Source organism: Brotonthovivens ammoniilytica (assembly GCF_025566885.1).
GTDB lineage: Bacteria > Bacillota > Clostridia > Lachnospirales > Lachnospiraceae > Brotonthovivens > Brotonthovivens ammoniilytica.
Genome location: NZ_JAOQJQ010000001.1, coordinates 681,789 through 704,320, shown reverse-complemented (window position 1 = coordinate 704,320; position 22,532 = coordinate 681,789). Strand labels below are relative to the sequence as shown.

Annotated in this window: 17 protein-coding genes; 16 read left to right on the top strand and 1 reads right to left on the bottom strand. The window is 41.7% G+C overall.

Features of this window, described 5'->3' with window-relative positions:
- The first annotated feature begins 2 nt into the window (after positions 1-2).
- The 15 genes from OCV88_RS03225 (at position 3) to OCV88_RS03155 (ending at position 20,819) form a co-directional block, all read left to right on the top strand.
- Positions 3-929: a bifunctional riboflavin kinase/FAD synthetase gene (locus tag OCV88_RS03225; RefSeq protein ID WP_158424187.1), complete on the top strand. Its 927-nt coding sequence runs from the start codon at positions 3-5 to the stop codon at positions 927-929.
- A 208-nt stretch (positions 930-1,137) separates the two neighbouring features.
- Entirely contained in the window at positions 1,138-1,404 is a 267-nt protein-coding gene (rpsO, locus tag OCV88_RS03220) for a 30S ribosomal protein S15 (RefSeq protein ID WP_158424186.1), read from the top strand.
- Between the two features lie 269 nt (positions 1,405-1,673).
- Positions 1,674-3,776 carry a polyribonucleotide nucleotidyltransferase gene (locus OCV88_RS03215; protein ID WP_158424185.1) on the top strand — a complete coding sequence of 701 codons (2,103 nt, stop codon included), beginning with the start codon at positions 1,674-1,676 and terminating at the stop codon, positions 3,774-3,776.
- A gap of 124 nt (positions 3,777-3,900) precedes the next feature.
- Positions 3,901-4,782, top strand: coding sequence for a S8 family peptidase (locus OCV88_RS03210; protein ID WP_158424184.1), 882 nt, complete (start codon positions 3,901-3,903; stop codon positions 4,780-4,782).
- A gap of 35 nt (positions 4,783-4,817) precedes the next feature.
- Complete coding sequence (locus OCV88_RS03205) at positions 4,818-5,579, top strand: segregation and condensation protein A (protein WP_158424183.1); 762 nt, start codon at positions 4,818-4,820, stop codon at positions 5,577-5,579.
- A 28-nt stretch (positions 5,580-5,607) separates the two neighbouring features.
- Positions 5,608-6,177, top strand: coding sequence for an SMC-Scp complex subunit ScpB (gene scpB / locus OCV88_RS03200; RefSeq protein WP_158424182.1), 570 nt, complete (start codon positions 5,608-5,610; stop codon positions 6,175-6,177).
- 445 nt (positions 6,178-6,622) lie between these two features.
- The gene (locus tag OCV88_RS03195; RefSeq protein WP_158424181.1) at positions 6,623-8,455 is read left to right on the top strand and encodes an NAD(P)-binding protein; all 1,833 of its coding nucleotides are present in this window, start codon (positions 6,623-6,625) and stop codon (positions 8,453-8,455) included.
- A complete protein-coding gene (locus OCV88_RS03190) occupies positions 8,449-10,182 on the top strand; it encodes an NADH-dependent [FeFe] hydrogenase, group A6 (protein ID WP_158424180.1) in 1,734 nt (577 codons plus the stop codon). Before OCV88_RS03195 ends, OCV88_RS03190 begins: the two co-directional genes overlap by 7 nt.
- A gap of 192 nt (positions 10,183-10,374) precedes the next feature.
- Positions 10,375-11,637, top strand: coding sequence for a D-alanyl-D-alanine carboxypeptidase family protein (locus tag OCV88_RS03185; protein WP_158424179.1), 1,263 nt, complete (start codon positions 10,375-10,377; stop codon positions 11,635-11,637).
- A 41-nt stretch (positions 11,638-11,678) separates the two neighbouring features.
- Entirely contained in the window at positions 11,679-12,602 is a 924-nt protein-coding gene (locus tag OCV88_RS03180; RefSeq protein ID WP_158424178.1) for a MurR/RpiR family transcriptional regulator, read from the top strand.
- Complete coding sequence (locus tag OCV88_RS03175) at positions 12,599-13,876, top strand: BaiN/RdsA family NAD(P)/FAD-dependent oxidoreductase (protein ID WP_158424177.1); 1,278 nt, start codon at positions 12,599-12,601, stop codon at positions 13,874-13,876. The genes OCV88_RS03180 and OCV88_RS03175 overlap by 4 nt, the downstream gene beginning before the upstream one ends.
- Before the next feature lie 62 nt (positions 13,877-13,938).
- Complete coding sequence (cmk, locus tag OCV88_RS03170) at positions 13,939-14,619, top strand: (d)CMP kinase (protein ID WP_158424176.1); 681 nt, start codon at positions 13,939-13,941, stop codon at positions 14,617-14,619.
- Positions 14,616-15,470, top strand: a complete 855-nt coding sequence (gene ispH / locus OCV88_RS03165; RefSeq protein ID WP_158424175.1) for a 4-hydroxy-3-methylbut-2-enyl diphosphate reductase — start codon at positions 14,616-14,618, stop codon at positions 15,468-15,470. Before cmk ends, ispH begins: the two co-directional genes overlap by 4 nt.
- Positions 15,451-16,533, top strand: coding sequence for a 30S ribosomal protein S1 (gene rpsA, locus OCV88_RS03160; protein ID WP_158424174.1), 1,083 nt, complete (start codon positions 15,451-15,453; stop codon positions 16,531-16,533). Before ispH ends, rpsA begins: the two co-directional genes overlap by 20 nt.
- A 302-nt stretch (positions 16,534-16,835) precedes the next feature.
- Positions 16,836-20,819 (top strand): DUF4062 domain-containing protein, encoded by a 3,984-nt coding sequence (locus tag OCV88_RS03155; protein ID WP_158424173.1) that lies wholly within the window; start codon positions 16,836-16,838, stop codon positions 20,817-20,819.
- 70 nt (positions 20,820-20,889) lie between these two features.
- Here OCV88_RS03155 and OCV88_RS03150 read toward each other — a convergent pair whose 3' ends face one another.
- Positions 20,890-22,086, bottom strand: coding sequence for a ribonuclease H-like domain-containing protein (locus tag OCV88_RS03150; RefSeq protein ID WP_158424172.1), 1,197 nt, complete (start codon positions 22,084-22,086; stop codon positions 20,890-20,892).
- A 34-nt stretch (positions 22,087-22,120) separates the two neighbouring features.
- On the opposite strand from OCV88_RS03150, the gene OCV88_RS03145 reads away from it, so the two are divergent.
- Complete coding sequence (locus OCV88_RS03145) at positions 22,121-22,513, top strand: hypothetical protein (RefSeq protein ID WP_158424171.1); 393 nt, start codon at positions 22,121-22,123, stop codon at positions 22,511-22,513.
- Positions 22,514-22,532 lie beyond the last annotated feature (19 nt).

Sequence of the window (22,532 nt, the reverse complement as noted above, 5' to 3'; positions counted from 1 at the left end):
GGATGAAGATAATAAAAGATACGCTGGATTTTAAAATTAATGAAGATGTGATTTTATCCCTTGGAAAGTTTGACGGAATTCACAGGGGGCATTCTCTTTTGATGGATGCCCTTAAGGAGGGAAAAAAGCGGGGATTAAAAAGCGCGGTGCTTACCTTTAGTATCTCCCCGAAAGTACATTTTGATTCCGAAATGAAAATATTGACAACGGATGAAGAAAAAATGCAGCTGCTTTATGAAGATGGGATTGATTATGTCATTGAGTGTCCATTTAATGATGAAATTATGAAAATGGATGCAGAAGCATTTTTAAAAATGCTGGCAGACCGGATGCCCATCAGAGAAATTGTGGCAGGGACGGATTTCAGATTCGGATATAAACGTCAGGGTGACCATGAATTGTTAAAGCGCTGTGCCCCTAAATACGGATATCAAATAAAAATTTTTGAAAAACGGCAGTTTGAAGGGACCGATATCAGCAGTACAAGGATTCGCCGGCTGCTGACGGAGGGGGAGATCGAGAAAGCCAATGAGCTTCTTGGATATGAATATTTCTTTTGCGGTAAAGTCCTGCATGGAAATGAGCTTGGCAGAACCATTGCGGCGCCCACGGCCAATCTGCTGCCTCCGGCAGCTAAACTGCTTCCTCCTTTCGGGGTATATGCCGCGCATATAGCGATTAATGGTGATATTTACCGGGGGATATCCAACATCGGAAAGAAGCCGACAGTAAACGGGGAGTATCCGGCGGGAGTAGAAACTTATATCTTTGATTTTGATGATAACCTTTATGATAAAGCCATAAAAGTGTCTCTCTGCAGCTATATCAGGCCGGAGAGAAAATTCAGATCTCTAGAAGAACTTAAAAAGCAGATGAAGAAAGATATTCAGATCTGCAAAGACAGACTGGACAAATATGAAGCATCTTAATTGGTGTTTGTGGAAAGTAAGGGGAACGAAGTTTTTTGGAAACATGCCGGCCTCTTAAGGAAGTAGAAAGATATCTATTTACATTAGGAAAAATTTATGATATATTGAACAAAGTGTGAACAGCCCATACTCAGTGTCTGGAATCTCCAACCTGATACTTAGTAGCACACAATTAGAGGGCGATAATTGAAAACAGGAGGTAGAAACAATGATTTCTAAAGAAAAAAAAGCAGCTATTATGGCGGAATATGGCAGAACACCCAATGATACCGGTTCACCGGAAGTTCAGATTGCAGTATTAACAGCAAGAATTAAAGAACTTACCGAGCATTTAAAAGAGCATCCGAAGGATCATCATTCCAGAAGAGGTCTTCTTAAAATGGTAGGTCAGAGACGTGGTTTACTTGCATATCTTCAGAAAAAAGATCTGGAAGGTTACCGTACTTTGATTGCAAAATTAGGTATCAGAAAATAATTTCCGGATTGCAGCGTGCTATCCTGCACGGAGTGTTTTGAACCAATAGAGAATGAAGTTTCCTATTGAAAAAGATTTTCTATTGGATCAAAAAATAGAGCGGTACTCCGCTCTATTTTATTTACCAGGTATGTTTATTTCTGGTAAGTGTGTATCTTGCAGCAGAAGGAGGATTTCCGAGACCACTGATGTATATACAGCATAGTCTGTGTATAGATCAGTAGTTTCGGTTTCTTCTGCTGAAATTTATTTCAAAAGGAGAATGATATATGTTTAAAAGTTATTCAATGGAACTTGCCGGCAGAACGTTAAGAGTGGATATCGGCAGAGTGGCAGCCCAGGCAAACGGTGCAGCACTTATGCATTATGGTGATACGGTTGTATTAAGTACAGCCACAGCTTCAGACAAACCTCGTGATGGAATTGATTTTTTCCCGTTATCCGTAGAGTTTGAGGAAAAAATGTATGCAGTAGGCAAAATCCCGGGAGGATTTAATAAGAGAGAGGGAAAGGCGTCCGAAAATTCCGTTCTCACAGCCCGTGTTATCGACCGTCCCATGCGTCCTCTATTCCCGAAAGATTACAGAAACGATGTAACTTTAAATAATCTTGTTATGAGTGTAGATCCGTCCTGCCGTCCGGAAATTGTGGCAATGATCGGTTCTGCAATTGCTACCTGTATTTCAGATATCCCATTCTGCGGTCCCTGCGCTATGACACAGGTGGGTATGATAGATGGGGAATTTGTTGTGAATCCATCCCAGGAGCAGTGGGACAGCGGAGATTTACAGCTGACAGTTGCGTCCACTTCTGAAAAAGTAATTATGATCGAAGCCGGCGCCAACGAAATTAAAGAAGACAAAATGATTGAAGCTATTTATATGGCTCACGATATCAATCAGACAATTATTGCATTTATCAATGAGATTGTTGCAGAAGTTGGTAAAGAAAAGCATGAATACACAAGCTGTGCCATTCCGGAAGAAATGTTTGATGCAATCAGAGAGATTGTTACTCCCGCTGAAATGGAAGAAGCAGTATTTACAGATGTAAAACAGGTGCGTGAAGAAAATATCCGCGCTATTACAGAAAAGCTGGAAGAAGCATTTGCTGAGAAGGAAGAGTGGCTGGAAGTATTAGGCGAGGCTGTTTATCAGTACCAGAAAAAGACAGTGCGAAAAATGATCTTAAAAGACCAGAAGCGTCCGGACGGCCGCGCCGTGACACAGATTCGTCCGCTGGCTGCAGAAGTGGATATTATTCCCCGGGTTCATGGTTCCGCTATGTTTACCAGAGGTCAGACACAGATTTGCACCATTACAACACTGGCGCCACTTTCAGAGGCACAAAGAGTTGATGGTATGGACGAAAACGTAACATCGAAACGATATATGCATCATTATAATTTCCCCTCTTACTCTGTAGGAGAGACAAAACCTTCTAGAGGACCGGGAAGACGTGAAATCGGACATGGAGCTCTTGCAGAAAAAGCGCTGGTAGCTGTACTTCCAACAGAGGAAGAGTTTCCGTATGCAATCCGTACTGTTTCAGAGACCTTTGAATCCAATGGTTCTACTTCACAGGCCAGCATCTGTGCATCTACAATGTCTCTGATGGCAGCCGGCGTACCCATTAAGAAACCAGTTGCAGGTATTTCCTGCGGTCTTGTGACCGGTGATACCGATGATGATTATCTTGTGCTGACCGATATTCAGGGACTGGAAGATTTCTTTGGGGATATGGATTTTAAAGTTGCCGGCACACATGATGGTATTACTGCCATTCAGATGGATATTAAGATTCATGGTCTGACACGACCCATTGTAGAAGAAGCAATTGCCAGAACAAAAGAGGCAAGAGAATACATTTTAAATGAAGTAATGACACCTGCAATTGCAGAACCTAGAAAAACAGTAGGTGAGTTTGCTCCAAAAATTATTTCCATGCAGATTGATCCTCAAAAGATCGGCGATGTTGTAGGTCAGAGAGGAAAAACAATCAACAGTATTATTGAAGAGACCGGCGTTAAAATTGATATCTCTGACGAAGGAAATGTCTCTATCTGCGGACTGGATGCTGCAGCTATGGAAAAAGCTTCCGAATACATTAAAATCATTACAACTGATTTTGAAGCAGGCCAGATATTTACCGGGAAGGTTATCAGCATTAAAGAATTTGGTGCTTTTCTTGAGTTTGCTCCGGGAAAAGAAGGAATGGTTCATATTTCAAAAATTTCCAAAGAACGTATCAACAGGGTAGAAGATGTTCTGACACTTGGTGATATAGTAACGGTTGTATGCCTTGGCAAAGATAAAATGGGCAGAATCAGTTTCAGCATGAAAGATGTAAAACCGGAAATGCTGTCAAAATAAACACGAAAGAATGATTGCTGAGTGTAAAATCCAAATGCAGCTGTGTCTGGATCTTTAGACTCAGCATTTCATTATAAGGAACCCATGATCTTATTTGGAATAACTTAAAATAAAAAGGAATTTTATGAATCGGGTTCTGAAATTAGTTCATGCAGAATATGCCTACGAAAGAAATATATATGGCAGGGGTGTTCATGTAGCGGTTCTGGATACCGGTGCTTTTGCCCATGCTGCGTTTGAGGGTCGGATTATTTCGTTTCAGGATTATGTATATGCACTGCCCCAAATGTATGATGATAACGGGCACGGAACACATGTAACCGGAATTATCGGCGGCCATCTTCCCCAGGCCAGATTTCAAGGAGTGGCTCCGGGGTGCCTGTTTCATATATATAAGGTATTAAATGCCGGGGGAAACGGAAAAATCCGTTCTGTCATTATGGCCATTGATGACATTGTAAAAAATAATCAGAAAAATAAAATTAAAATTATAAATATATCTGTAGGTATGGCGGAAAGTACTGAAAAAACAGATCAGAATAAGCTTCTGGATATTGTTGACTATGCCTGGTCTAAGGGCATTGTAGTAGTAGCTGCCGCCGGAAATAACGGTCCCGGAGAAAATACGGTTACCTATCCCGGAATTGCAAAAAAAATTATTACAGTGGGAAGCATTGATGACAGAAATGCCGGAAGCCGGCTGGGATTAAAAAAAGGATATTCCGGTACCGGTCCCACAAAGGAATGTATTATTAAGCCGGAGATACTTGCCCCTGGAACGAATATCCGAAGCTGCGGCATTCAGTCCCAAAACGGTATGGCTATGAAAAGCGGTACCTCCATGGCTGCGCCGGTTGTAACGGGAATGATCGCATTGCTGCTGGAGAGATATCCGGATCTTACACCTACAGAGGTAAAACTGAAGCTTTACAAAGCAATTGTAGAAATTAAAGGGAACCCAAACTGCTGGGGATTTTTATATGTGGACAGGATGCTGAATGCCTGAAATCTGTACGTTATTGGTAGTAAAGGATAAATAATATGGATTTGCAAGTGAAACTGGAAACTTTTGAGGGGCCGCTGGATCTGCTGCTTCATCTTCTGGAAAAAAACAAAGTAAATATTTACGATATTCCAATTGTAGAGATTACAAATCAGTATATGGAATATATCCGTCAGATGCAGCGAGAGGATCTCAATATTATGAGTGAATTTCTTGTTATGGCTGCTACATTGCTGGACATTAAATCCAGGATGCTGCTTCCGGCAGAAGCAGAAGATGAAGAAGCAGAAGATCCCAGGACAGAGCTGGTGGAACAGCTGCTCCAGTATAAAATGTATAAATATATGTCCTATGAGTTAAAGGACCGTCAGATGGACGCCGGCCGTCTGTTGTTTAAAATGCCCAGTATTCCGGAGGAAGTAAAAAAATATGAACAGCCTGTGGATCTGGATGAGCTTACAGCAGACCTAAATCTTCAGAAGCTGAATCAGATTTTTCAATCTGTAATGAAAAAACAAGTGGATAAAATTGATCCCATTCGTTCAAAATTTGGCAAAATTGAAAAAGAAGAAGTTTCAGTGGAAGATAAAATGGAGTATCTAGAAATCTATGCAAAAAATCATACCAGTTTTCGTTTCCGAAGTCTTTTGGAGCGCCAGAGGAGCCGTACGGAAGTAATTGTAACATTTCTGGCTGTTTTAGAGCTTATGAAAACCGGAAAAATCAGCATTACCCAGGAACATTTATTTGATGAAATTTTAATCCGGTCAAATATTAAAGATCCGGTTAAAGTTTCTTAAATCATAGCGATATCATTTGGTGGAGAATATGGAACAGGAAAAATACGAGGCGGTTATTGAATCAATTTTATTTACCATGGGGGATTCCGTGGAACTTTCTAAAATAGCCAGAGCATTAGAGCTTCCGGAAGAGGAGACCCGCAGAATTATAGAAAATATGATGGAGCGCTATCAGTGGCCGGGACATGGTATTCAGATACTGGAGCTTGACGGTTCCTACCAGATGTGCTCGAAGGCTGAAATGTATGAGTATCTCATTAAAATTGCAAAACAGCCGAAAAAACATGTGCTGACGGATGTGATACTGGAAACACTTTCTATTATTGCATATAAACAGCCGGTAACAAAACTGGAAATCGAGAAAATCCGGGGGGTATCCTGCGGTCATGCGGTGAATAAGCTGCTGGAATATCAGCTGGTGGCAGAAGTGGGACGTCTGGATGTTCCGGGGCGTCCGATTCTTCTTGGGACAACAGAAGAATTTTTAAGATGCTTTGGGGTTCAGTCTGTAGATGAGCTTCCGGTATTAAACCCGGAAAAAATAGAGGAATTTAAGCAGGAAGCCCAGGAGGAGATTCAGTTAAAGTTAGATGTATAGAAATAGAATAGTGTTTCGTAAAATACAGATGGAAAAGGAATATCGGGCAGGTCCGGTATTTCTTTTTCACTTTTATGGATAGCATTGCACCGGATTGGTATTATTAACTAAAGATACCAATTAAAAATTAGTTAATTATGATTGTATTTATATTAATACAATTTTAAAAGAAACCAATATGCACAAAAAACAATTAAAAAGAACAGCATATTCCACAAAAAAAGAGTTACATATTTGTAATTGACTTACGAATCCATCATTGACTTGCACAATAGTTAGTATTGTATTAAATGGGATTATCCTTTAGAATAAGTGTTAAGATATTTGGGGGTTCCATTTCCATTTTTTGTTCATCTTTAACAAAAGAAAAAGGGCCTTTAAATAACTACGGCTTATTTCTTATAGATAAAAATTATTTATAAGAAAAAATTTAGGAGGATAGGATATGAGCAGGTTATCAGTAGTTTCTACAGACAAAGTAAATTCTACCACAGAAAAACTGATGAAAGAATTTACACAGCGAATCGTCGCTAATCCACCAGGGGTCTGTCCTGTAGACATGCAATTAGCATTTTTGAAAGTTTGCCATGCACAGACATGTGGCAAATGTGTTCCATGCCGTGTAGGGCTTGGAAAATTGGAAGAGCTTATGGAGAGCGTATTGGATAATACCGCAACCATGAGAACGCTGGATTTAATTGAAAAAACAGCAGAAAATATTAAAAATTCTGCAGACTGTGCTATTGGATTTGAGTCAGCTAGAATGATTCTGGCAGGATTTGAAGGATTTAAAGAAGATTACATATCTCATGTAAAAGAACATAAATGCACAGGTACTTTTGAGCAGCCAATTCCGTGTGTTACGCTGTGTCCTGCAAATGTGGACATTCCGGGATATATTGCGCTGGCAGGTGAAGGACGTTGTGCAGATGCAGTCCGTCTGATCCGGAAGGACAATCCGTTCCCTACAGCATGTGCACTGATCTGTGAGCATCCATGTGAAGCAAGATGCCGCCGCAATATGATTGATGATTCCGTAAATATCCGGGGCATGAAACGTTATATTGTAGATCAGGCACCTACCAATACAGTGCCCACACCGGCATGTGCTCCGTCTACCGGCAAAAAAGTTGCCATTATCGGCGGCGGCCCAAGTGGACTGACAGCAGCATATTTTTTACAGCTGATGGGACATCAGACAACTGTATTTGAAGAAAAAGCTCAGCTTGGCGGTATGCTTCGGTATGGTATTCCAAATTACAGGTTCCCAAGGGAAAGACTCCAGGAAGACATTGATGCAATTCTTTCCACTGGTGTAGAAGTAAAATTAAATGCCAATATCGGAACAGCGGAAATCGAAAAAATCCGTCATGATTACGATGCAGTATATATGGCAATCGGCGCTCATACAGACAAAAAACTGGGTCTGGAAGGGGAAGACAGCAGCAATGTGATTTCAGCTGTCGATATGCTTCGTGAAATCGGAGATAACAATTATCCTGACTTTACCGGAAAACGTGTTGTTGTTGTTGGCGGCGGAAACGTTGCTATGGACTGTGCAAGAACTGCAATGCGTGCAAATGCAAAAACAGTAAGTATTGTATACAGAAGACGTCAGGAAGATATGACTGCCCTGCCGGAAGAAGTAGAAGGCGCAATTGCAGAAGGTATCGAGCTGGTAACATTAAAAGCACCCCTCAGGGTGGAAGCTGACGCTTCAGGAAATGCCTGTGCTCTCTGGGTGCAGCCTCAGATCATCGGTCCTGTAAAGGGCGGAAGACCTGCACCAAGAAAAGCCAATAAACCGGAAGAGAGAATGGAATGTGATGTGGTTCTTGTGGCAATCGGACAGGATATCGTTTCCAAACCATTTGAAGATTTTGGTATTGCTGCAAACCGCGGACGTCTCTGTGCAGACGAAACAGGCGCTTTAAATATGGTTGGCATTTATGCAGGGGGCGACTGCGTATCCGGTCCGTCAACTGTAATCAAAGCTATCGGCGCAGGTAAAGTTGCTGCGGCAAATATTGATGAATATCTTGGATACCACCATCCGATTTCTGTGGATGTTGAGATTCCGGAACCACTATTAAATGATAAAGTACCATGCGGACGTGTAAATCTGGCGGAGAAAGAAGCCTGGGCGCGCAAACGGAACTTTGACCATATTGAATACAGCATGAGTGATGAAGAAGCAGTTCAGGAAGCAAGCCGCTGTCTGCGCTGTGACCGCCACGGATGCGGAGTTTTGAGAGGAGGCAGACAGGACAGATGGTAAATTTAACAATTAATAATAAAAAAGTTCAGGTACCGGAGGGTACTACAATTTTAACTGCCGCTGCAACTGTTGGTATTAAAATCCCTACTCTTTGTTATCTGAAAGAAATTAATGAAATCGGTGCATGCCGTGTCTGTTGTGTAGAAGTAGAAGGTAAAGAGACACTGGTAGCATCCTGTAATACAAAAGTAGAAGAAGGTATGGTTGTTTATACAAACAGCAGGAAAGCCCAGTATGCAAGAAGAATGAATGTACAGTTTATACTGTCACAGCATGACTACCGGTGCGCAGCCTGTCAGAGAAACGGAAACTGTACCTTACAGCAGATCGCTTCTGATCTGAACATTAATGACGTTCCTTTTGACCAGGATTACTCTCCATTTGAATGGCAGGAAGATTTTCCGCTGATCAGAGATGCAAGCAAATGTATCAAATGTATGCGCTGCGTGCAGATTTGTGATAAAGTACAGAGTTTAAATATCTGGGATATTGTAAATACAGGAAAGCGTACCAATGTAGATGTATCTAAAATGCGTAAAATCACAGATGCGGACTGTGCAGTCTGCGGTCAGTGTATTACACATTGTCCTACCGGAGCACTTCATGAAAGAGATGATATCCAGAAAGTTATGGATGCCGTTCATGATCCGGATAAAATTGTTGTTGTGCAGATCGCTCCGGCTGTTCGTGCAGCATGGGGAGAAGGTCTTGGACTTCCTGCTTCCATGGCAACAGAAAAACGTATGGCGGCAGCTGTTCGTGCTGTAGGTGTGGATTATGTATTTGATACCAATTTCAGTGCCGATCTTACGATTATGGAAGAAGGAAATGAGTTTCTAGAGAGAATGACACACCGCGATCAGTATAAATGGCCCATGTATACATCCTGCTGTCCGGGATGGGTTCGTTTCTTAAAATCCCAGTATCCGGAAATGACAGATCAGCTGTCTACTGCAAAATCTCCGCAGCAGATGTTTGGCGCGGTTGCGAAATCCTATTATGCTCAGGTTCTGGATGTAGATCCTTCAAGAATCTTTTCTGTATCTATTATGCCATGTACCGCTAAAAAAGCAGAGTGTGCCCTTCCGGTTATGAATGATGCAGGTGCAGGACAGGATGTAGATGTATCCCTTACCACAAGAGAGCTGGATCGTATGCTGAAAGCAGAACTGATTTCTCCGGCGTTACTTCCGGAAGAAGAGTTTGATATGCCTCTTGGGGCAGGTACCGGTGCCGCTGTTATCTTCGGAGCAACCGGCGGTGTTATGGAGGCTGCTTTAAGAACTGCATACTTTGTATTAAATAAAGAAAATCCTGATCCGGATGCATTCCAGATTGTTCGTGGTATGGAAGGCATTCGTGAAGCAAATATTGAGATTGCAGGTATTCCCATTCGTGCGGCAATTGCCAGCGGACTTGGAAATGCAAGAAAACTAATTGAAAGAATTAAGGCCGGCGAAGCAGAATATGATTTTGTTGAGATCATGGCATGCCCGGGCGGATGTGCAGGCGGCGGCGGCCAGCCTATTACAGACGGCGTGGAACTGGCTGATGTACGTGGAGCAAGACTGTACGATCTGGATAAAAAGAATCCCCTTCGTTTCTCACATGAGAATCCGTCTGTAATTGCAGCGTACAAAGATTTCTTTGAAAAACCATTATCTCACAAAGCACATGAGCTTCTTCATACAGATCATGATGCGTGGGATATGCCAACATCAAGGTAATTACCTATCCTTTAAATAACAGCAGGCAAAAGGAGCAGCTGGGGACGTACGAAATTGTATGTTCTTTAGCTGCCTTTTGCATGTTTAAAATCCTGTATTCAATGAGCGGCACAAACAGACTTTCAGAGTCCTTTTTGTAATATTTTTACGGGATTGGCCATAAAGTATAGAAAAACGGACTGGATATCATCTGTGAAACAAAGAAAATTTAAAAGAATTCTTGTCTGCTTTCTGCTTGTCTGCCAGCTTGCCGTATTTTCTGTTTCCAGCCATCTGATTCTGGCACAGGAACAGAAAACGGAAGAACAGGGGGGAGAAAAGGAGGCCAAAACTGACCAGCAAAAGGACCTTGGACTGTATGCAAAGTCAGCCGTATTAATAGATGGAGAAAATAACCGGATTTTATATGGAAAAAATCAGGACACAGTGATGCCCAATGCAAGTACAACAAAAATTCTGACCTGTATACTTGCCATTGAAAATGGCAGCATGGATCAGATCTGTACGGTATCTGAATATGCCTGCAAAATGCCGGAGACAAAATGCGGATTTTCCAAGGGAGATCAGTTTTATCTGAAAGATCTTCTGTATTCACTGATGCTGGAATCCCATAATGATTCCGCAGTTGTGATTGCAGAAGCACTGGGAGGCTCTGTAGAAAATTTTGCAAAAATGATGAATGAAAAGGCAGAGGAGCTAGGGTGTGAAAACAGTCATTTCGTGACACCTAATGGACTGGATGGCTCGGATGATGGAGGGGATCATGGAACTACCGCCTATGATCTTGCTAAAATTATGAGTTACTGTATTAAAAATGATACCTTTTTGGAAATTACCCAGGCAAAAAATCATACGTTTACAGATCTGAAAAAGAAGCATACGTATCAGCTGTCTAACAAAAACAGTTTCTTAAGTATGCAAAAGGGGGCCGTCAGCGGAAAAACAGGCTACACAGCAAAGGCCGGTTACTGCTATGTATGTGCCTATAAAGAAAACGGAAGGGTTTATACACTAGCGTTGCTTGCCTGCGGCTGGCCTAATCACAAAAGCTATAAATGGTCAGATTCCAAAAAACTGATTGCTTACGGAAATGAAAACTATGAAAAACAGGTGATCAGTAAAGACGAAGAGATTCCTGAAATAAAAATATCCGGCGGGGTAAAAAAAGAATCAGAAAAGTATGAGTTTCCAAAGAACGTAAATTTAAAAGAAGAAGAAAAAGAAATTTCCTGTCTCATTTCGGATTCAGATCAGATATCCGTTACTTATGATTGTCCGGATACGCTGCATGCACCGCTGAAAAAAGGTCAGGAAGCAGGTACGGCAAACTATTATGTAAATGATACATATATTGGTTCTAAAAAACTTTTTGTCAACGAAAATGTGACAGCCTTTGACCTGGGATGGTGCGTGGAACAGTTTTTGCAGGAATTCCTTCAAAAAGCTTCTCAATAAAAACGGAAAATGCTATACTGTAACCCGGTGGAGGTTTTGGTATGAGCAATACAAATGAATTAACGAATCGCATAAATGAAAAATACAGCTCTATGAGCAAAGGGCAGAAACTTCTGGCCACCTATATTACAGATAACTATGACAAGGCTGTATTTCTGACCGCGGAAAAGCTGGGAAAAATTGTAGGTGTCAGTGAGTCCACAGTGGTGCGTTTTGCCACTTATCTTGGATACAAAGGATATCCGGAGTTTCAGAAGGCACTTGAAGAACTGGTTCGCAATAAATTAAATTCCATTCAGAGGATGGAGGTTACTTACGGAAGAATCAGTCAGTCAAAAATTCTAGAAACCGTGCTTCAATCCGATGCGGAAAAAATAAAAAGCACGTTGGATGATATTGACCAGAATGCCTTTGAGCTGGCTCTTGATATTATCTTAAATGCAAAACATATTTATATTATCGGCATTCGAAGCTGTGCTCCTTTAGCAAGCTTTCTAGCCTTTTACTTTAACCTGATGTTTGATAATGTTCACCTTCTTCATACAAATAATTCCAGTGAATTATTTGAACAGATGGTTCGAATCAGTGAAGAGGATGTCATTATCGGCATCAGTTTTCCACGTTATTCCATGCGTACTTTAAAAGCAATGGAGTTTGCCAATAACAGAAGCGCCAAAGTAATTACGCTGACAGACAGCATTCATTCTCCTATGAATCTGTATTCCTCCTGTAATTTGATTGCAAAAAGTGATATGGCTTCCATTGTAGATTCTCTGGTGGCCCCTTTAAGTGTGATTAATGCACTGATTGTTGCCCTCTGCATGAAAAAGCAGGGAGAGGTAGCCAAGACCCTTGAGATGCTTGAGGATATCTGGGATGAATATCAGGTTTATGAAAATGATGAAATTAATCATATCGACGATCATATGAAGATGCGGTATGCCAGACTGGAGGATCTTCCATGAGTGATGTAATTATAATAGGAGGAGGAGCGGCCGGAATGATGGCTGCCTATGGCGCCGCTCTCTGCGGACATAACGTGCTGCTTCTTGAACGGAATGAAAAGCTGGGAAAAAAACTTTATATTACAGGAAAAGGACGCTGCAATCTGACCAATGCATCGGATCTTGATACATTGTTTGCATCATTTGTCCGCAACAGCAAGTTTTTATACAGCAGTATCTATGCCTTTGACAATCAGGCTGTTATGCAGCTGATGGAAGATTATGGACTGAAATTAAAAACTGAGCGTGGAAACCGGGTGTTTCCCCTGTCAGATCATTCTTCGGATGTGATCAAAACCTTTCATAAAATTTTAAAAAATTATCAGGTGGAAATCTGTTATAATACAAAAGTGACGAAATTACTGATTTCTAATCAGCAGGTTACAGGTGTGGAAGCCCTCTGTAATGGAAAAAAGAAAGTATGGAATGCCCATAGTGTGATTCTGGCAGCGGGAGGCTGTTCGTATCCGGTAACCGGTTCAGACGGACAGGCTTATGAGCTGGCCGCACAGGCAGGCCATACCGTTCTTGAGCCAAAACCGTCGCTGGTTCCTCTGGAAGTGAAAGAAGCTTATATTAAGGAAATGCAGGGGCTGTCACTGAAAAACGTATCCGTTGTATTAAAAAAGGGAAAAAGAGAATTGTTTCAGGGGTTTGGCGAAATGCTGTTTACTCATTTTGGAGTCAGCGGACCGCTGATTTTAAGCGCCAGCGCCGTGGCCAATGATGCCATTTATCATGGCGAAACGCAGCTTTTGATTGATTTAAAGCCGGCCCTTACAAAGGAACAGCTGGATAAGCGGATCTGCCGGGATTTTCAGGAGAATCCCAACAGAGCTTTTAAGAATGTGATAGGAAAGCTGCTTCCTGCAAAAATGATTTCCGTGATTATTGAATTATCAGGGATTGATCCTGACAAACAGGTAAACAGTATTACAAAGGAAGAACGTCTCGATCTTGTTGAATTATTAAAAGCATTTCCGTGTACAATTACCGGAACAAGAGGTTTTCAGGAAGCTGTTATTACCCGGGGCGGTGTTTCGGTAAAAGAAGTCAATCCGTCCACAATGGAGTCTAAAATAGTAAAAAATCTGCATTTTGCCGGAGAAATTCTGGACGTTGATGCGCTGACCGGGGGATTTAACCTTCAGATTGCGTGGTCTACAGGATATCTGGCAGGAATCAGTATATCAGATGTGCAGCGCTTGGGAATAGAATATTGTCAGCAAAGCTGACTTCAATTGCGCACACAGTCTTGCGAGAGCGGGACTTGAACAGAATAGAAAGAGGATAAAAAATGAGTTATAATATTGCCATTGACGGACCGGCAGGAGCCGGAAAAAGCACCATTGCAAAACTGGCGGCAGGAAAGCTGAATTTTCTGTATGTGGATACCGGAGCTATGTACCGGGCCATGGCCTATTACTTTATGACACATCAGATTGCACCGGAACAAGAGGAGCTGATTACCGCGTGCTGTGATCAGATTCAGATTCAGTTAAAGTATGAGAACGGCTCACAGCAGATTTATTTAAACGGGCAGAACGTTTCTTCTGAGATCAGAAAGGAAGAGGTGGGAAAAATGGCTTCCGTTACAAGCGCCTATCCGGCAGTGCGCAGGAAACTTACCAGCCTGCAGCAGGAAATCGCTGCAGCGGAGGATATTATTATGGACGGACGTGATATCGGAACATGTGTATTACCCAATGCTCAGTTAAAGATTTATTTAACGGCCAGCGTTCATACAAGAGCAGTCCGCCGGTATCAGGAACTTATAGAGAAAGGCATTGACTGTGAGCTCAGCGAAATAGAGAAAGATATTGAGGACCGGGATTACCGGGATATGCACAGAGAAATTTCCCCTTTAAAAGCGGCTGACGATGCGGTGGTTTTAGATTCCTCTGATTTAACAATAGAACAGGTAACAGAAAAAATTATAAAGCTCGCCGGGGCGGCGAAAATTACAGAAAAAAGATGAAACTGAAAACAGCAAAAAGCGCAGGATTTTGTTTTGGCGTACAAAAGGCCATAGACGCCGTTTATCATGAAATTGAATACGGACAGCGGCCCATTTATACCTTTGGACCGATTATTCATAATGAAGAGGTTGTCAGCGAACTAGAAAGAAGAGGGGTAACGGTTCTTAAAACGGTGGAAGAAATAGAACAAAAAGAGTGCGGCACTATTATTATCCGTTCCCATGGCGTTTCAAGAAAGATCCGGGAGAGAATGGAACAAAGCCGTCTGCGGGTAGTGGATGCAACCTGTCCCTTTGTGCTGCGGATCCACAAATATGTCAGAGAATACAGCAGTCAGGGATATTATGTTGTTATTATCGGAGACGCGGCCCATCCGGAAGTACAGGGGATTTATGGATGGTCAGACCCCCAGCGAACAACGATATTGTCGGAACAAGAGGAAGCAGAAAAGTTTACCGTTCCAAAAGAGGGCAGGGTCTGTATTGTTTCCCAGACAACTTTTAATTATAATAAATTTCAAGATTTAGTTGAAATTATATCTGAAAAAGGTTATGATAGAATTGTTTTAAATACAATTTGCAGTGCCACTGAGCAGCGCCAGAAAGAAGCGGAAGCGTTATCCGGCCAGGTGGATGCAATGATTGTAATCGGCGGAAAGAGCAGTTCCAATTCCAGGAAACTGTTCGAGATCTGCAGTAAAAAATGCAAAAATACTTACTTTATACAAACGAAAGACGATTTGGAAAACTCCACGTTTCAGCGTTTCGGCTACGTAGGTATTACAGCTGGGGCGTCAACCCCAAATAATATTATTGAGGAGGTTCAAAAGTATGTCAGAAATGAGCTTTGAACAAATGTTGGAAAAATCTTTAAAAACAATTAGGAATGGAGAGGTAGTCGAAGGCACTGTTATAGATGTGAAACCAGATGAAATTATTCTGAATATTGGCTATAAATCAGATGGTATTATTACACGTAATGAATATACAAATGATTCCAGTGTTAATTTACTCGATGTAGTTTCTGTAGGAGATACTATGGAAGCAAAAGTTATGAAAGTAAATGACGGTGAAGGACAGGTTCTTCTTACATACAAACGTCTTGCGGCAGAAAAAGGCAGCAAACGTCTAGAGGAAGCGTTCAACAACGGCGAAGTACTTACAGCTCCTGTTACACAGGTTTTAGACGGCGGCTTAAGCGTTGTTGTAGATGAAACACGGGTTTTCATTCCTGCAAGCCTTGTATCCGATGTATATGAAAAAGATTTAAGCAAATACAAAGATACAGAAATCGAATTTGTATTAACAGAATTTAATCCGAGAAGAAGAAGAATTATCGGTGACAGAAAACAGCTTCTGGTTGCTAAAAAAGAGCAGATGCAGAAGGAATTACTGGAGAAAATCCAGGTAGGCGATGTAATGGAAGGCACTGTAAAGAATATTACAGATTTTGGTGCATTTATTGATCTTGGCGGAGCTGACGGTCTGCTTCATATTTCTGAAATGTCCTGGGGACGTGTTGAGAATCCAAAGAAAGTATTTACCGTTGGACAGGCTGTAAAGGTATTTATTAAAGATATTAAAGATACTAAAATTGCTCTCAGCATGAAATTTGCTGAGGAAAATCCATGGAATAATGCTGCGGAAAGATATGCTGTGGGTACAATTGTCACAGGAAAAGTTGCAAGAATGACAGACTTTGGTGCATTTGTAGAGCTGGCTCCTGGTGTGGATGCTCTGCTTCATGTATCTCAGATTTCCAGAGAGCATGTAAATAAACCATCTGATGTTCTGGCAATTGGTCAGGAAATCGAAGCAAAAATTGTTGATTTCAGCGAAGAAGATAAAAAGATCAGCTTAAGCATGAAAGCTCTGATTACAGAAGATGATTTTGCGGAAGAAACAGAAGAATAAGAATTAGTCTCATCATAGATTGAGATCTCGGAAGGTCATTCTGAAAGCGTAAGCGGACGGAATGGCCTTTTTCCACTCTATAGGAAATACCGTGTTGTGATAAAGCTGAAAAGTACCGATTCCTATAGAGCCGCTCCGCTTTTGATCGCACTGCGGCGGAATGGAGTCATGTTGCAAAAGCGACCCGCCGCAGGCGGAGAATCCTGAAAGTCCGGTATTTACAATATTTTTTGAAGAATTTTCCTGGTTTTATACATACAGGTACAGGAAAATACCCTAAGAACAAAAAAGAGGAGCCGTTTATGAAGACAATATTTGTTTCTAGTACTTTTAAAGATATGCATTATGAAAGAGATTTAATCCATGAAAAAGTGCTCCCGCAGCTGAATGACTATGCATTGGAATATGGTGATAGTGTTTCCTTTTGTGATCTGCGCTGGGGAGTAAATACCGGAGACCTGGACAATGAGGAAGGTGCTAAAAAAGTTCTATCTGTCTGCCTGGATGAAATTGACCGGTGCCGCCCTTATATGATTGTAATCTTAGGAGAGCGGTACGGGTGGATACCGGAAGAGAAATTGATCTCAGAAACCATTGAACGTAAACAGAATTTTTCCCTTGAGGAACTGGAAAAAAGCGTAACAGCTCTGGAAATAGAATATGGTGCGCTGCGTTCGCCAAAGCAGCTGGAAACAACACTGTTTTATTATAGAGAATCAGAAGGCATTATGCCGGATATTTACCTGCAGGAGGATTCGGCACACGCTGAAAAGCTGCGCAGGCTAAAGGAGCGGATCTTTAAACTGACTGGCGGAAAAGTGAAAACATATAAGATTCACTGGGATGAAAAACAGTGTCGTCCTGTGGGACAGGAGCACTTTGCTGAACTTGTGACAAAAGATATTAGGGAGCTTCTGGAAAAAGACTGGGAGGCTTATGGAGCGCTCTCAGAATTTGAAAAGGATCAGCTTGCCCACTGGGAGCTGGCCCGGCAGAAATCCGGACAGTTTGCAGCCAGGGAAGCTTTTGTTGAGCAATGTATCCGGGAACTGACAGAAGACAAAAATCTGCTGGTAATTCAGGGCGGCGCAGGGAGCGGAAAAAGTACGCTGATGAGCCGTCTTGCAGTACGCCTTGCGGATGAGAAAAAAAACGTGCTGCCTATTTTCTGCGGATATACAGGGATGACGGGAAGCAGCATAGCTTTGATCCGGTATCTGATTTATTTTTTGGAAGAGCAGTTAGACTGGGAACATTTTTCAGCACAGGATGACGACAGTCAGCAGGTCTGGCTGGAACGTCTGGCAGAGCTTGCAGCTGCTTACAGCCGTCTGGGCAGTCAGGAGCTGACTGTTTTGCTGGACGGCATTGATCAGCTTCCAAAGGATGAAATCAGAGATGAGCTGTTGTTTATTCCGGGAAATTTATCTGAAAAGTTTAAGATTATTATTTCCTGTCTGGATACCGTTGCGCTTCCCAGAGTAGAGGAGGAGGCCATACATCAGGCGGGGATTTTACAGGAGGCAGAAAAAGCCCAGATGCTGGCAGGAATGGCCCGATATGCAGGCAGAGAACTTTCGGATGCTGTAGTTTCTCATATTCTGCAAAAAAAAGGCTCAGCGTCTCCACTGTACTTAAATTTAATGGTTTCCCGTCTGTTGATGATGAATAAAGAAGATTTTGATGAGATTACAGCCCGGGGAGACGGAATGGAGGCCATTACAGAACATCAGATCCGGATTGTGGATGCAATGCCAAAAGAGCTGGAAAAAATCTGTGTAAAGCTTCTTCATACTGCTTCTGAAAGAATTGGAGGGAATCTTGTAAAAATGGCTGCTTCCTATATAGCGGTTTCCAGGCACGGACTCAGAGAGCAGGAGCTTTCAAAACTTGCAGAAATGACAGGTGTTATGTGGAATCATCTGGATTTCTCCAGATTTGTGAAATATATGCACAGCTTTTTTATCATACGTGAAGATGGTAGATACGATTTTTCCCATAAGAGTCTCCGGGAAGGATTTTTGCAGCAGTGTACAGACATAAAAGAAATGCACAACCGTATACTAAGGTGCCTGATACAGCTGCCGAAAGAAGAATCAGTCAGAACCGGCGAATGGATGTATCACTGTATCCGGGCGGATGATAAAGCTTATGGGGTTTTTGGTATACAGCATAGCGAAATAGACAGCCCTCTTCGTCAGGCAGCAGCCAGGGATTTAAAAGAGGTGTCCATGGAGGATGGAGGAAATTGGCTGACAGAGCTGCTGAAAAGTGGAGCGGATTATGACGTAAAGGCAGAGTTCAGCTATTTTATCAGCCGGGAATACAGACTTTCATTTTCTGATTCGCTAGAGGAGTTAAGAGTAAGCGAGGGGGTGCAGATAGAAAACAAAAATTATATGGAACAGCTGGCCGCACGTTTTCCTAAGCCGGATAATAAAAGACAATTAAGTGTTTGTTATGAAAAAGTTGCGAATATTTGTATGCAGTATGAGGACAGAGAACATCTGTTACGGGCAAAAACATTGTATGAGCATGCATTCTCTATTAGCAAGGAACTGTTAGAAGCAGAAGAAACAAATGAACGCAGGCAGGATCTTTCCGTTGATTATGGCCATCTTGCGGATATTTATGAGGAATTGCAGGGGGAAGAAGATCTGCAGAAAGCTTTGGCATTTCGGAAGGAAGCTGTATATCTGCGGGAAAAAATAGTGCAGACGGATCCTTCGGCAAAGCATCAGACGGCATTCGTACTGGCACTAAATTCCCTTGGTGCAGTTTATGAAACTCTAGACGGGGAGCTCTGCCAGAAAAAAGCTCTTTCCTGTTATCAGCAGGCGTATGAGATGCAGCAAAAACTGGATGAAGAGGAAGCATCTTTAGAAAGTAAAAGACGATTAAGTAATTGTATGCGGAATCTGGCTGGTGCGTATTCTTTAAAAAAGACCAGAAAAGATCAGGAAAAGGCTGTTTTTCTGTATCAGGAGGTCTGCCGGATCCGGGAAAGGCTGGCAGATATAAAGGCATCTGCAGGTGCCCGTAAATCCCTTGCCATTGCATATATCAGCCTGGGAAATCTCTACATAGAAAATAAATCTCAAAAGGAACTGGATTTGGCAGTGGAGCTGTATGAGAAAGCATATACCATCAGAAAAATACTGGCAGAGGAATTAAAAACATCCGGCAGCCGCAGACAGCTGTCTGCTATTTGTTATAGTCTTGGAAAAGCATACCGGCTGTATCAGGAAGAAGAATATTATGAGAAGGCTCTTGTTTACCTTGGGATGGACCTTAAGCTTTCAGAACAATTAAATAAGGAATTGAAAACTGCAGCCAGTGAAAACTCCCTTGCACAAAGCTATATGGCTATGGGCCTGCTTCTGCGCCAGATGGGCGGAGAAAAAAATATAAGGGAAGCTGTCAGAAACGCTTTTTTGTCAGAAAAGATATTTCGGAAACTGTCAGAGGAGTTAAAGACAGCAGACAGCAGACAGAAACTTGGTGAATGCTGCAACCTGCTTGCCGGATGTTTTGATGACCTGGGCAGTGAAGAAGATTTCAGACAGGCTGTTATCTGGGGAGAAAAGGACCTGGAAATTTCCATAGAACTAGAAAAGGAGCTGCATACATTAAATAGTCTGGAAAACCTTGGATATTCCTATCTTAAATTGGGCAGCAGTTATTATAGCTGTGCTGATAGTGAGGATAACCTGAAAAAATCCCTGGAAGCGTGCCGGAAGGCTTATGATATTTTTGAAAAACTTCATCAGATCAGAAAGACAAAAGACAGTCTGGAGAATATAGGAATCTGTGCACAGCATCTGGCAAGGCACATATTTTTAGAACGTGGTTTCGTAGAGGCGGAGGAGACCATTAGAATGCAGGAGAAGTCTCTTGAAATCAGCCGGGCACTGGCAGAAGATCTGGGAACGCTGGAAAGCAGACAGGATCTTTTGCGTGATTGTATTCGAACCGGAGATCTGTACCGCTGTTTTAGCGGAGGGCAGGACTGGGAAGGGAAGGCTTTGGAGCTGTTCCAGGAAGCTGTTGGGATAGCCAAAGAAAACTGTGCAGGGGGAACTTATAATGCTTATGAGGATTTTGTTACGGCGTTGTCTAGGCTTACAGAGCATCCTTATGTTACGGCTGAATCGAAAAAAGTAAACCTGAAGCTTCTATTAACTGTTACAAGAAAGATGGCAGAAGAAAGGCCGGAAAAGAAATATGATCAATGGATAGACATGTTTAAATCAGCACTTGAAAAACTAAACACAGATCAGGAGTAAAAATGGGCGTCTGCCGGACAATAGTAAAAAGAAATCTTTGTCCTGTGCAGGCGCCTGTTTTGTCTGTAAGTCAGACAAGCTTTTTTAAATGCTTCAGATAATCTGATAAAACAGCAGAAAGATTCTGCATCAGATCTTTTTTCTGTTTGAATGGCCGGCCGGGAAATGGCTGTAAATCACTGACATCAAAATAAAAGTTTTTGCTTTTATAATGTTCCTGAAAATACGGGAGATTACCTGCATGGATCAGCCGTATAAAATATCCTTCTTTTTTCAGACAGCAGTTTTCTTTGCAGGCAGGAATCTTATATCCGGAATCAACATATTGTCCAACGCTCTTGTGTATTACAGTATCTTCTTCTGGAAGATAATAATAGTTTTTAAAGTCCTTTAGAAAATACTTTAAAGCAGCAGATAATACCGGAATTCGGATAAGTCCCCGGTTTTTCTTTAAAAGGATCTGGATATCCGGTTTGATTAGTGTAATATTTCTAGGCAGCATAGAATAAAGATCAAGCTGAAGTGTAAGATATAACTTTTGATTTCCTTCATAATCAATATCAGATTCCAGTTCTGCTTTTTTTATCTGAAAGTTACCTTGAAGAAACTTTAAATAACACCGGATGGATAAGAGTTCATACATTCCCTTCATGTCATCTAGATTATGAAGTAAAAGCAGATGCAGCAGTTCCTCCTTTGGTTCTTTCAGATACTGACGGTAAACCTCAATCAATTCTTTGCCGGAATACTCATCTTTCCGATCAGCGTGAAAAAATGCTTCAATCTGTTTTTGCTTTAAACCTGTGAAGCCTAAAAGCGGCTGGCAGAATCTGGCTTCCTGATATAAATCAATATGCAGAAATAATGCCGGGTTAAAGTTAAGAGAAAAGCTTTCGCATCGCTTTTTCAGAAAGGGGAGATCAAAGGAAGCGCCATTAAAGGTCAGTAAAGTTTCAATTTGTCTGTCCTTTAGAAGAACCAGAAACTTCTGGAGTATCAGGGGTTCCTCCTCTGTGCTTTCTGCAAACAGCTGACAGATAACATAATCGGCTGTTTTGGTATAAAGTGTTTGTGTATTAGAAGTTATTGCATTAGAAGTCTGCGTATCAAAAGTTTCAATATAAGAAGTTCCGATACAGTAAATCTGATCTTTTGCAGAAGAAAGACCGGTGGTCTCAATATCTGCAAACAGGGTTTTATCCGGTATCAGTGGAAGAAAAGAGACCTGATCTGAAGTTAATGTTATTCTTGTTATAATTTCTTTCATGTTTATTACCTCATAGTTAAAGTATAATCCAGAAATGATATCAGGTACAAGCTTAAAATTAAAGCTTTCCCCTGGCCGCGCCCTGCTCAAAGCTTTCCTTTTGCCTGCGCCATGCCCAAGCTCAAAATCAGAGATTTTTCGCTTTAGTGCTTTGCCTGGCTTGCGCCCTGCTCAAGCTTTGCCTGGCTGCGCCCTGCTCAAGCTTTGCCTGGCTTACGCCATGCTCAAGCTTTGCCTGGCTTACGCCATGCCCAAGCTCAAAATCAAAGATTTTTCGCTTTACGGCTGTCGCCGTATAATTTCAAAAGAATCAGCTCCTGCCTGCCAAGAACTAGTTCTTTGCCTGCAGGGTCTGCTCCTTTTGAAATTGCATGGCTTGTATCTAAAAAAATACTCGATTTTTTTGTTATTGGTTTACATTGTATGATATAATAGATTGGAATTTT

Excerpts from the sequence above, each read along its gene's own strand:
- OCV88_RS03155 (WP_158424173.1), top strand. The coding sequence starts at position 16,836 with ATGAAGACAATATTTGTTTCTAGTACTTTTAAAGATATGCATTATGAA.
- OCV88_RS03225 (WP_158424187.1), top strand. The coding sequence starts at position 3 with ATGAAGATAATAAAAGATACGCTGGATTTTAAAATTAATGAAGATGTG.
- scpB (WP_158424182.1), top strand. The coding sequence starts at position 5,608 with ATGGAACAGGAAAAATACGAGGCGGTTATTGAATCAATTTTATTTACC.
- OCV88_RS03195 (WP_158424181.1), top strand. The coding sequence starts at position 6,623 with ATGAGCAGGTTATCAGTAGTTTCTACAGACAAAGTAAATTCTACCACA.
- OCV88_RS03205 (WP_158424183.1), top strand. The coding sequence starts at position 4,818 with ATGGATTTGCAAGTGAAACTGGAAACTTTTGAGGGGCCGCTGGATCTG.
- OCV88_RS03215 (WP_158424185.1), top strand. The coding sequence starts at position 1,674 with ATGTTTAAAAGTTATTCAATGGAACTTGCCGGCAGAACGTTAAGAGTG.
- OCV88_RS03190 (WP_158424180.1), top strand. The coding sequence starts at position 8,449 with ATGGTAAATTTAACAATTAATAATAAAAAAGTTCAGGTACCGGAGGGT.
- OCV88_RS03145 (WP_158424171.1), top strand. The coding sequence starts at position 22,121 with ATGATATCAGGTACAAGCTTAAAATTAAAGCTTTCCCCTGGCCGCGCC.
- OCV88_RS03175 (WP_158424177.1), top strand. The coding sequence starts at position 12,599 with ATGAGTGATGTAATTATAATAGGAGGAGGAGCGGCCGGAATGATGGCT.
- OCV88_RS03180 (WP_158424178.1), top strand. The coding sequence starts at position 11,679 with ATGAGCAATACAAATGAATTAACGAATCGCATAAATGAAAAATACAGC.
- rpsO (WP_158424186.1), top strand. The coding sequence starts at position 1,138 with ATGATTTCTAAAGAAAAAAAAGCAGCTATTATGGCGGAATATGGCAGA.
- ispH (WP_158424175.1), top strand. The coding sequence starts at position 14,616 with ATGAAACTGAAAACAGCAAAAAGCGCAGGATTTTGTTTTGGCGTACAA.
- cmk (WP_158424176.1), top strand. The coding sequence starts at position 13,939 with ATGAGTTATAATATTGCCATTGACGGACCGGCAGGAGCCGGAAAAAGC.
- OCV88_RS03150 (WP_158424172.1), bottom strand. The coding sequence starts at position 22,086 with ATGAAAGAAATTATAACAAGAATAACATTAACTTCAGATCAGGTCTCT.
- OCV88_RS03210 (WP_158424184.1), top strand. The coding sequence starts at position 3,901 with ATGAATCGGGTTCTGAAATTAGTTCATGCAGAATATGCCTACGAAAGA.
- rpsA (WP_158424174.1), top strand. The coding sequence starts at position 15,451 with ATGTCAGAAATGAGCTTTGAACAAATGTTGGAAAAATCTTTAAAAACA.